Genomic DNA, 10,649 nt, shown 5'->3' on the forward strand with positions numbered 1-10,649 from the left:
CCCCGCGGGTACCCGTTCAGCGGCGGGCGGCGCGCACGAGCAGGGTGCCGCCCACCGCCGGGACGACCAGGGCGAACGCGAGGATCAGCAGGAGCTCCGTCGGGCCGAGCCGGGACGAGGCCCCGAGCAGGCCGCCCGCCAGGACCAGCACCGGCACGGCCACGGCGGTGACGGTCCCGAGGAGCTTGTGGCGCGTCTCCCACTGGGGGGCGGCCCACAGCAGCGCCAGGCCGGCGATCAGGGCGATCGTTCCCACCACGGAGCTGAACAGGATCAGCACGCCGGAGACGGCGAGCAGGACCGCGGTCAGCTTCGTGCGGCCGGGCGCGGTCGTGGCGGCCGTCCCGGCGGGCGCCTCCTCGGCGAGCGCGGAGGCGGCCACGGTCCGGGGCTCGCCGAGCCCGGCCAGGACTGCGCGGAGCCGGGTGTCGTCCTCGGCCCCGCTGACCTCGATGTGCTCGCGGAGGTCCGCGAGGAGCTCGGCCCGGCGCTCGGCGGGCAGTTCGGCCGTCTCGCGCGCGACGGCGTCGAGGTAGGCGGTGACGAGCGGGTGCCGGTCGGTGGTGTTCATGCGGAATCCTCCTGTGGGTCGGTGAGGAAGTGGTCGACGGCGTCCCGGAACAGCGGCCACGCCCCGGCGAACTCGGCGAGCGAGGCCCGGCCGACGCGCGTGAGCGTGTAGTAGCGGCGTGGCGGCCCGCTGGGCGACTCGCGGAGTTCGGTGTCGACGAGCCCTTCGCGCCGCAGTCGCGACAGCAGGGGGTAGATCGTGCCCTGACTGGTGGTCATGACGCTGACCGCGGAGAGCTCGGCGACGAGTTCGACGCCGTACTTCGGCTCGTCCCTGAGCAGCGCGAGGACGCAGTACTCCAGCACTCCCTTGCGGAGCTGACTGGGGACCCTGTCGCCCCCGCCGTTCATTGCGTTACCAGGAACCATGCAATGCAAGATACCCACGGAAGTGATCTCCGACAAGACCGGCTCCCGGGGACGTCCCTCCCCGGGAGCCGGTCTTGAACGCGTCAGCGTGCGGCCCGGTACGCCTCCGTCAGCTTGCCGACCGCGCCCGCCGGATCACCCGTGAGCAGCAGATGGTCCGCGTCGGCGAACGGCTTGGCCGTGGCCTCCGTGATGTTCTGGCCGATCTTCCTCTGCACGATCTCCCGCGCCACCGCGACGAGCTTCCGGCTCTCGTACGACCCGCCGAGCCCCGCCGCCCCGAGCGCCTTCGCGGTGACCCGCAGTCCCCACAGCGCCGCCTCGCCACCGGACGGGGCCGGGGTGAGAGTGGTCAGACCCCAGCCGTACGGGTACTGCGGGTCGTAGCGACCGTCCCCCACGTTGAGCGGGAGCTGCGCCTCCGACCTGGGCCAGGTGACCGGCAGCTGTCCGGTGAACGGCCGCTTGCCGTAGAGGACGTCGGCGACGCCGTCGCCCTCCGTGCCGGGCAGCCAGGACGCCACCAGGGCGTCGACGGCGGGCAGCCGGTCGCCGATGAGCTGCGGCCGGCCGGACACGACGAGCACCGCGCAGGGCATCGCCGCGCAGACCCTGTCGACCGCCGCCCTGTCGGCGGCCGTCAGTTCGAGGTCGTTGCCGTTGCCGACGTCACCGAACCCCTCGGCGTACGGGGTCTCGCCGACCACCACCACGCCCACGTCGTAGCCGTCGACCGGGGCGGAGGCGTCCTTGGACCAGGCGATGTCCGCCCCCGGCGCGGCCTTGCGCATCCCTTCGAGGATCGTCGTCCCCGTCGTCGTACGTCCCGAGGCGCCCTGCCAGCTGATGGTCCAGCCACCGGCCTGGTTGCCGAGGTCGTCGGCGTTCGACCCGGCCACGTACACCTTCTGGGACGGCTTCAGCGGCAGGACCGGGCCCTCGTTCTTCAGGAGCACCTGGGACTTCGCCACGGCCTCGCGCGCCACCGCGCGGTGCGCGGGCGAGCCGATCGACGGCAGGTTCGTGGTGTCCGCGTACGGCTTCTCGAACAGGCCGAGGCGGAACTTCTGGGTCAGGACGCGGGACACGGCGTCGTCGATCCGCGCCGTGGGGATCCGGCCCGCCTCGACCTCGGAGGTGAGGGTCCGGGTGAACTCCTGGTAGTTCGTCGGCACCATGATCATGTCGAGGCCGGCGTTGACCGAGGTGCGGACGTCGCTCGGGTAGTCGCCGGGGATCTGGTCGATGGCCTGCCAGTCGCTGATCACGAAGCCCTCGAAGCCCATCCGGTCCTTGAGGACGCCGTTGATCATCTCGGCGTTGGCGTGCATCTTCACCGGACCCCGCTCGTCACCGAGCACGTCCAGGGAGGAGTACGAGGGCATGACGGTGCCGGTGCCGCGCTTCACGGCCTCGGCGAAGGGCGCGAGGTGCACCGCCTCCAGCTCCGCCCGGGTGACCTCGGTGACACCCTGGTCGATGGTGTACGAACCGGTGGTCGAGGAGCCGAAGGTGGTGCCGCCGTCGCCGACGAAGTGCTTGGCGCTGGTCAGGACCTTGTCGTTGCGGTCGAGGTCCTTGCCGCTGGGCGCGCCCTGCATGCCGTTGATGACCGTCTCCATGGCGGTCACGAGCGCCGGGTCCTCGCCGAAGGCCTCGTAGGAGCGGCCCCAGCGCTCGTCACGGGTCACGCACACGCACGGGGCGAAATCCCAGGGGACGCCGGTGGCCCGCACCTCCTTCGCGGTGACGGCGCCGGTCCGCGCGGCCAGCCCGGGGTCGCGGCCCGCGCCGATGCCGATGTTGTGCGGCATGATCGTGGCGCCGATGACGTTGTTGTGGCCGTGGACCGCGTCCACGCCGTAGAGCAGCGGGACCTGATAGCGGGTCGTCTGCGCGCGCAGCTGGTACGCGTCGACCATCGCGGCCCAGGCCTCGGGCGTGTTGGGGGTGGGGACCGAGCCGCCGCCGGAGAGCAGGGACCCGAGCGCGTACCCGGCGATGTCGCCCGGCGCCCGCAGCGCGTTGCGCTCGGCCTGCGTCATCTGCCCGACCTTCTCGGCCAGGGACATCCGGGAGAGCAGATCGGCGACCCGCTTCCGGACCGGCAGCCTGGTGTCGAGGTACGGCAGTCCGTGCGCGTTCACGACGACGACGGGGTTCTCGGCGGGCGCCTTGGCGCCGTCGACCGTCAGCCTGAGCGGAATGGTCTCGGCGGCCTCGGCCGCACCGTCCTTCAGCGTCCGCACGGTGATCGAGCGGGTCGTGCCGGAGGGCGTACCGGCGGGGAACACGACGCTGCCCGTGACCGGCAGGTAGTCCTTGCCCGGCTCGGCGCCGTCGCCGCTCTCCGTCTCGTACGCGACCGTGACGGGTCCGTCGGTCGGCCCCGAGCCCGTCGTGGCCACCGAGACGTCGACCCGGGCACTGCCCCCTTCGGCGACGGGGTGCACGACGGACTCCGTGACGACCTTCGTGTTCAGGGCGGGCTCCGCCCGGCCGTACAGCTCCACGCCGTCGAGGGCGAAGGCGCCCGGCCCGCCGGTCGGGAGCGTGACCGCGTACCCCCACATCCGGTCGAGCCCGAGGACCTGGTCGATGCCGCCGACGGGCTGGTAGTCGGTCCGGTACTGGAAGGTCGAGAACGGGATCTCGACGAGGTGCCAGCCCTCCCAGTCGTCGGTGAAGGAGGTCGTCCACAGCTCGGACGCCTCCCCGTTCGCACCGCCGTCCTTGATCTCCAGGGCGATCCGCTTGCCCGATCCGGGCGGCAGCGGCGCCGTGTTCTGGCCGTACCACCAGAAGCGGATGCCCCTGTACGCCGTCCAGTCGTGGGCCGGCCGGTCGAAGGCGAAGTCGTGGGTGAAGCCGCCCCAGCCGCTGATGTCGTAGCGGCCTTCGAGGACCTTGCCGCCCTCGGGGGCGTCGGCGCGCTCCCTGAGCTCCAGCCGGGGATGGGACTCGGTGGCGTTCCCCCAGGTGAAGATGCCTTCGGCGGGCGGCGGGGCGAAGGGGACCTCGCCCTCGAACCGGTCGACGGCTCGGGGAGCGGGTTCCTGGGCTGCGGCGGTCGGCAGACCGCCGGTGAGCAGACCGGTGAGTACGGCGGTGGCGGCGACGACCGCCGCGCTCACCGTCCTTCGGGGACGAGCGGGTGGCATGCGGGCTCCTTGGGACAGGTCATGGCCTGCCGGCGGGGTGCGGGGGAGGACGGACGGGGGCGGGGATCAGGCCGCGTTGTGGGTCCACTTCTGGTTGGCGCCGCCGGTGCAGCTCCAGATCTGTGCCCGGGTCCCGTCGGCGGAGGAGTTGCCGGTGATGTCCAGGCACTTGTTCGCACCGGTGTTGACCACGTCGTGCGTGGCGGCGTCGTAGGTCCAGCGCTGGGCGGCCGTGCCGTTGCAGGCGTACAGCTGGACCCGGGCGCCGTCGGCCGTGGAACCGCCGGTGACGTCGAGGCACTTGCCGAGCGCCCGGACGCTGCCGTCGGCGGCGAGCGTCCAGCGCTGCGCCGTGGTGCCGTTGCAGCCGTACAGCTGCACCGGCGTGCCGTCGGCGGTGGCGCCGCCGGCCACGTCCAGGCACTTCCCGGCCAGACCGGTCAGCGTGCCGGACCCGGTCCCGCCGCCCGTCGTACCGGCCCAGGTGAAGGTCGCGGTGGTCCGGGCGGGCAGGGTGTACGTGAAGGACTGGTCGCCCCACACCACCCGGACGGACTGCGCGGAGGCACCGCCGTTGTGGGCGATCAGCGCCTTCGAGCCGTCGGAGTTGCGCCAGGCCACGTTCTGCACCGTGCTGTTGGCGGTGGAGGCGATGCGGTACGCCCCGGGCCGGACGAACTTGGTCAGATGACCCGTCGTGTAGTACTCGACCGTGTAGTCGACCTGACCGGCCCGGGCGCCGCCCTCCTGCACGGTGATCAGTCCGGTGCAGGTGCCGCAGCCGCCGTTGTGCGGGCCCATGGTCTGGTTGAGCGCGAGGCTCCACTTGACCAGGCTGCCGCTCCAGTTGCGGGCGTAGTTCACGATGTCGGCGAGGTCCTCGTTGTGCTGGTTCCCGATCCAGGTGCCGCCCGAGTGCTCGGTGCTGAACTGCTTCACCGCCGGGTACCGGTCGTGGACCTGGGTGCCGACCGCCGGGTCGCCGAAGTAGCCGTGCCAGGCGATGCCGCCGAAGAGCGGGTCGTCGCGCACGCCCGCGTCGTTCAGGATCCCGGCGCCGAAGTTCGCGTAGTCGCCGTAGTTCCAGTCGTGGACGAGGATCTTGGTGGTGAGGCCCGCCGCCCGGAAGGCGGGGTAGACGTGGTTCTTGGTGAACTCGACGAGGCCCGCCGGGTTCCAGCTCATGCCCGGGTAGTTCATGGCGGTGGGATTGCCGGCCTGACAGCAGTTCGGCTCGTTCTGCACGGAGAGGTAGTCGACCTTCACCCCGGCGGCCTGGTAGCTCCGCACGTACCTGACCAGGTACTGGGCGTAGAGCGGGTAGTACTCCGCTTTGAGCCAGCCCATCTGGTCCATCCGGCCGTTGTCCTTCATCCAGCCCGGGGCGCTCCACGGCACGCCCTTGACGCGGAGGGCCGGGTTGAGCTGCTCGGCCTGGGCGGTCAGCAGCCGGACGTCGGTGTCGTAGCCGTTGGAGCCGAAGTCGTTCAGGTCGCAGCAGGTGTCGTCGAGGGAGACGTTCCCGGGCCGCGAGAGGTCGGAGGCGCCGATGGGGTTGCGGACGAAGGAGAGGCCGATGCCGTCGGTGGGCGAGAACAGCCTGCGCATCACCTCGTCGCGGGTGGCGGCGCTGATCGCACCCCCGCGCAGGAGGTGGGCGGTGGTGTCGGTGATCGACGCGCCGCCGCCCTCGAACTGCTGGTACGTGGTGTTCTCGTCGACGGTGATCGTGTGGTTCGCGGTGCCCCCGGCCGGGCCGAACGCCAGGGGTGTCTGCGGGGCGAGCCCGCGCGTGACGGTACGGCCGCCGGAATCGGACGTGGTGGTGAGCCAGACGTCGACCCGCTCGCCGGCGGCCTGTGCCGTGCCGGGCCCGGTGAGGAGCAGGCCGCCGGCGACGAGGGCGCCCGCGGTGAGGGCGGTGATCGGGCGGAGGCGGCGGGCGCGACGGGCGTGGCGGCGGGGCGGGGTGCCTCCACCGTGCGCCCCGGCCCCACCTCCTCGCCGGAGGAACGTACGTGCACGCATCAAGGTGTTATGCACCTGACAACCCTTTCGCCGTTTCGCGCCTCGACGGACAACAACAGCAAGCCTTTTATCAAGTCATGAAGTTATGAGGCACCCTCGGACCCGTCAAGCCTTCAGGCGTTGACGGCTAGGCGCGGGTTGCGTTCGCTCCTCGCAAGGGGATGAGAGCGACGCAACTCGCTTGCGAAGTTTGCGATACTCTTGCGCTCATGACGCGACGACTTGCTCAAGTGGCCAAGAAGGTGGGAGTCAGCGAGGCGACGGTCAGCCGTGTCCTCAACGGAAAGCCCGGTGTCTCCGAGGCGACACGGCAGTCCGTCCTCACCGCGCTCGACGTGCTCGGATACGAGCGCCCCACCCAGCTGCGCGGCGAGCGCGCCCGCCTCGTCGGCCTCGTGCTGCCGGAGTTGCAGAACCCCATCTTCCCCGCGTTCGCGGAGGTGATCGGCGGCGCCCTCGCCCAGCAGGGACTGACCCCGGTCCTGTGCACCCAGACCAAGGGCGGCGTCTCCGAGGCGGACTACGTGGACCTCCTCCTCCAGCAGCAGGTGTCCGGCGTCGTCTTCGCCGGCGGCCTGTTCGCGCAGGCGGACGCCCCGCACGACCACTACCACCAGCTGGCCGAGCGCAACATCCCGGTGGTCCTGATCAACGCCTCCATCAAGGGGCTCAACTTCCCCTGCGTCTCCTGCGACGACGCCGTCGCCGTCGAGCAGGCCTGGCGCCACCTCGCCTCCCTCGGGCACGAGCGCATCGGCCTGGTCCTGGGCCCCGGCGACCACGTCCCCTCCCGCCGCAAGCTCGAAGCGGCCCGTGCCGTGGCCGAGGCCGCCGGTGGAGACCTGCCGGACGAGTTCGTCGTGCGGTCGATCTTCTCGCTCGAAGGCGGCCAGGCCGCCGCCACCCGCCTCCTGGAGCGCGGGGTCACCGGGATCGTCTGCGCGAGCGACCCGCTCGCCCTCGGCGCCATCAGGGCGGCCCGCCGGCGCGGACTCTCCGTCCCCTCCCAGGTGTCGGTCGTCGGCTTCGACGACTCCGCCTTCATGAACTGCACCGAGCCGCCGCTCTCCACCGTGCGCCAGCCCATCGAGGCGATGGGCCGCGCTGCCGTCGAACTGCTCTGCGCCCAGATCCAGGGCACCCAGACCGACCCCGGTGAGCTGCTCTTCGAGCCCGAGCTCGTGGTGCGCGGGTCGACGGCGCCGCCGCCGGCCGGCTGACCCCCGGGGGGCGTCGGACCCCTCCGCCCCCGACCCCCTCTCCTGATCGTTCCTCGGCTCCGGGCCGGGGAGGCCACACGGCCTCCCCGGCCCGGAGCCGTTTCTCGTTGACCTGCGCGGATGTGACACCCCAAGTGCCGGTTCTGCCGGGGCTGTTGACAAAGCGGTGACCTGATAGAAACCTGACACCCCGGCGGCGCAAAAGATTAACGAAAACGCTCAATAAGTCTGTATCCAGCCGTCATTCGTTGTCAGAGTTCCGCTGGGTTCCTGGCGAGAGTCACTGTGCCGGTGCCGAGCCGCGGCCCCAGCAGTCGGAGAGGCTCCTATGAGAGGCAAAATCCTGAGCTGGCGGCTGACCGTCGGCGTGCTGATAGCCGGACTGATCGCCGTCGGACTGATGCCGGTCACCGCCTACGCGGCGGCCGGACCCAACCTGGCCCTCGGCAGGACCGCCACGGCGAGCGCCGCCCACGGCGCCTACCCGGCCGGCAACGTCACCGACGGCGGCCAGCAGTCCTACTGGGAGGGACCCGTCGGTTCGTTCCCGCAGTGGGTGCAGATCGACCTCGGCGCGGCGACCCGCGTCGACAGCGTCGTCCTCAAGCTCCCCACCACCTGGGAGGCCCGCTCCCAGACCGTCGCCGTGCTCGGCAGCACCGACGGAGGCAGCTTCACCTCCCTCGCCGCCGCTCAGTCACGGGCGTTCAACCCCTCGGCGGCGAACACCGTCACCATCGGCATCACCCCCGCCACCACCCGGTACGTCCGTGTCCAGGTGACGGCCAACACCGGCTGGAACGCGGCCCAGCTCTCCGAGGTCGAGGTGTACGGCGACGGCGGTCAGGGACCGGTCGACCCGCCGCCCACCGGCACCAACCTCGCGCGCAACAAGCCCATCGAGGCCACCTCGACCGCGCAGACCTATGTCGCGGCCAACGCCAACGACGACACCACGGGCAGCTACTGGGAGTCCGCCGGATTCCCGTCCAGCCTCACGGTGAAGCTCGGCGCCAACGCCGATGTCACCGGAGTCGTCGTCAAGCTCAACCCCGACCAGATCTGGGGCCCGCGCACCCAGGCGATCCAGGTCCTCGGGCGCGAGCAGGCCGCCTCCGGCTTCACCTCGCTCAAGGCGCGCGCCGACTACGCCTTCAGCCCCGGCACCGGACAGAACACCGTCACCATCCCGGTGACCGGGCGCTACGCCGACCTCCGGCTGACCTTCTTCTCCAACACCGGCGCCCCCGGCGCCCAGGTCGCGGAGTTCCAGGTCGTCGGCGCGGCCGCGCCCAGCCCCGACCTCACCGTGACCGACCTGAACTGGACCCCGTCCTCCCCCTCCGAGACGGACTCCGTGACGGTCGACGCGACCGTGCGCAACGCGGGCACCGCCGCGTCCCCCGCCACCACCGTCGAGGTCAGCGTCGAAGGCGCCGTGGCCGGCTCCGCCCCGGTCGCCGCGCTCGCCGCCGGCGCCTCGGCGACCGTCCCGGTCACCGTGGGCAAGCGGCCCATGGGCTCGTACACCGTCTCGGCGGTGGTCGACCCGACCGACACCGTCCCCGAGGGGGACAACGGCAACAACAGCCGTACCGCCACGGCCAAGCTGGTCGTCGGCCAGAGCCCCGGGCCCGACCTGCGGGTCACCGGGATCGCCACCAACCCGACCAGCCCCGCCGTCGGCTCCGCCGTCACCTTCACGGTCACGGTCCACAACCGTGGCACCAGCGGCGTCGCCGCCGGCACCGTCACCCGGCTGACCGCCGGGGGCACCACCCTCAACGGCACCACCGGAGCGATCGCCGCCGGCCAGACGGTCACCGTGCCGATCTCCGGCAGCTGGACCGCCACCACCGGCGGCGCCACCCTCACCGCGACCGCCGACGCCACCGGCACCGTCGCCGAGACCGACGAGACCAACAACGTCTTCTCCCGGTCGCTCGTCGTCGGCCGGGGCGCGGCCGTTCCGTACACGGAGTACGAGGCGGAGGACGCCCGCTACCAGGGCACCCTGCTCACGGCCGACCAGAAGCGGACCTTCGGGCACACCAACTTCGCCACCGAGTCCTCCGGCCGCAAGTCGGTGCGTCTCAACTCCACGGGCGAGTTCGTCGAGTTCACCTCCACCAACCCGTCCAACTCCATCGTCGTGCGCAACTCCGTGCCCGACGCGGCGGCGGGTGGCGGCGCCGAAGCCACCATCAGCCTCTACGCCAACGACGTCTTCGTCCGCAAGCTGACGCTGACCTCCAAGCACAGCTGGCTGTACGGCAGCACCGACGACCCCGAAGGGCTGACCAACCGGCCCGGCGGTGACGCCCGGCGCCTCTTCGACGAGTCCCACGCCCTGCTCGCCCAGTCGTACCCGGTGGGCACGAAGTTCCGCCTCCAGCGCGACGCCGACGACCGCGCCTCCTTCTACATCGTCGATCTCATCGACCTGGAGCAGGTGGCGCCCCCGGCCGCCAAGCCCGCGAACTGCGTCTCCATCACGAACTACGGCGCCGTCCCCAACGACGGCATCGACGACACCGACGCCCTCCAGCGCGCGGTGACCGCCGACCAGAACGGCCAGATCCCCTGCGTCTGGATCCCCGCCGGACAGTGGCGCCAGGAGCAGAAGATCCTGACCGACGACCCGCTCAACCGCGGTCAGTTCAATCAGGTGGGCATCAGGGACGTGACGATCCGGGGCGCGGGCATGTGGCACTCCCAGCTCTACACCCTCACCCCGCCGCACCAGGCGGGCGGCATCAACCACCCGCACGAGGGCAACTTCGGCTTCGACATCGACCACAACACCCAGATCTCCGACATCGCCATCTTCGGTTCGGGCGCGATCCGCGGCGGTGACGGCAACGCCGAGGGCGGCGTCGGCCTCAACGGCCGCTTCGGCAAGGACACCAAGATCAGCAACGTCTGGATCGAGCACGCCAACGTCGGCGTCTGGGCCGGCCGCGACTACACCAACATCCCCGAACTGTGGGGGCCCGGCGACGGCCTGGAGTTCACCGGCATGCGGATCCGCAACACCTACGCCGACGGCATCAACTTCGCCAACGGCACCCGTAACTCCACCGTCTTCAACTCGTCCTTCCGCAACACCGGGGACGACGCGCTGGCGGTCTGGGCGTCCAAGTACGTCAAGGACACCTCGGTGGACATCGGCTCCAACAACCACTTCCGCAACAACACCATCCAACTGCCCTGGCGGGCCAACGGCATCGCGGTCTACGGCGGCTTCGGCAACACCATCGAGAACAACATCATCTCCGACACGATGAACTACCCCGGCATC

General features: G+C 71.3%; 6 protein-coding genes. 2 read left to right on the top strand and 4 right to left on the bottom strand.

The window, feature by feature from the left end; all coding sequences use genetic code 11:
- Positions 1-16 precede the first annotated feature (16 nt).
- The 4 genes from ABT129_RS32700 to ABT129_RS32715 form a co-directional block, all read right to left on the bottom strand.
- On the bottom strand, positions 17-571 hold the full coding sequence (locus tag ABT129_RS32700; RefSeq protein WP_351908876.1) for an HAAS signaling domain-containing protein: 555 nt from the start codon (positions 569-571) through the stop codon (positions 17-19).
- On the bottom strand, positions 568-939 hold the full coding sequence (locus ABT129_RS32705) for a PadR family transcriptional regulator (protein WP_351908878.1): 372 nt from the start codon (positions 937-939) through the stop codon (positions 568-570). The genes ABT129_RS32700 and ABT129_RS32705 overlap by 4 nt, the downstream gene beginning before the upstream one ends.
- A gap of 83 nt (positions 940-1,022) precedes the next feature.
- Positions 1,023-4,100 carry a glycoside hydrolase family 3 protein gene (locus ABT129_RS32710; RefSeq protein ID WP_351908880.1) on the bottom strand — a complete coding sequence of 1,026 codons (3,078 nt, stop codon included), beginning with the start codon at positions 4,098-4,100 and terminating at the stop codon, positions 1,023-1,025.
- Between the two features lie 66 nt (positions 4,101-4,166).
- Positions 4,167-6,128, bottom strand: coding sequence for a lectin (locus ABT129_RS32715; protein WP_351908882.1), 1,962 nt, complete (start codon positions 6,126-6,128; stop codon positions 4,167-4,169).
- Positions 6,129-6,337: 209 nt separating this feature from the next.
- Here ABT129_RS32715 and ABT129_RS32720 point away from each other — a divergent pair, with 209 nt between their 5' ends.
- Both ABT129_RS32720 and ABT129_RS32725 read left to right on the top strand, forming a co-directional pair.
- Complete coding sequence (locus tag ABT129_RS32720) at positions 6,338-7,348, top strand: LacI family DNA-binding transcriptional regulator (protein WP_351908884.1); 1,011 nt, start codon at positions 6,338-6,340, stop codon at positions 7,346-7,348.
- A 328-nt stretch (positions 7,349-7,676) separates the two neighbouring features.
- Positions 7,677-10,649, top strand: a 2,973-nt coding sequence (locus ABT129_RS32725) for a CARDB domain-containing protein (RefSeq protein ID WP_351908886.1), incomplete at its 3' end; no start/stop codon positions are given.

It is taken from the genome of Streptomyces sp. NPDC002057 (genome assembly GCF_040296665.1).
GTDB lineage: Bacteria > Actinomycetota > Actinomycetes > Streptomycetales > Streptomycetaceae > Streptomyces.

Coding starts and splice junctions, on each gene's coding strand:
- ABT129_RS32700 (WP_351908876.1), bottom strand. CDS start 571: ATGAACACCACCGACCGGCACCCGCTCGTCACCGCCTACCTCGACGCC.
- ABT129_RS32705 (WP_351908878.1), bottom strand. CDS start 939: ATGGTTCCTGGTAACGCAATGAACGGCGGGGGCGACAGGGTCCCCAGT.
- ABT129_RS32710 (WP_351908880.1), bottom strand. CDS start 4,100: ATGCCACCCGCTCGTCCCCGAAGGACGGTGAGCGCGGCGGTCGTCGCC.
- ABT129_RS32715 (WP_351908882.1), bottom strand. CDS start 6,128: ATGCGTGCACGTACGTTCCTCCGGCGAGGAGGTGGGGCCGGGGCGCAC.
- ABT129_RS32720 (WP_351908884.1), top strand. CDS start 6,338: ATGACGCGACGACTTGCTCAAGTGGCCAAGAAGGTGGGAGTCAGCGAG.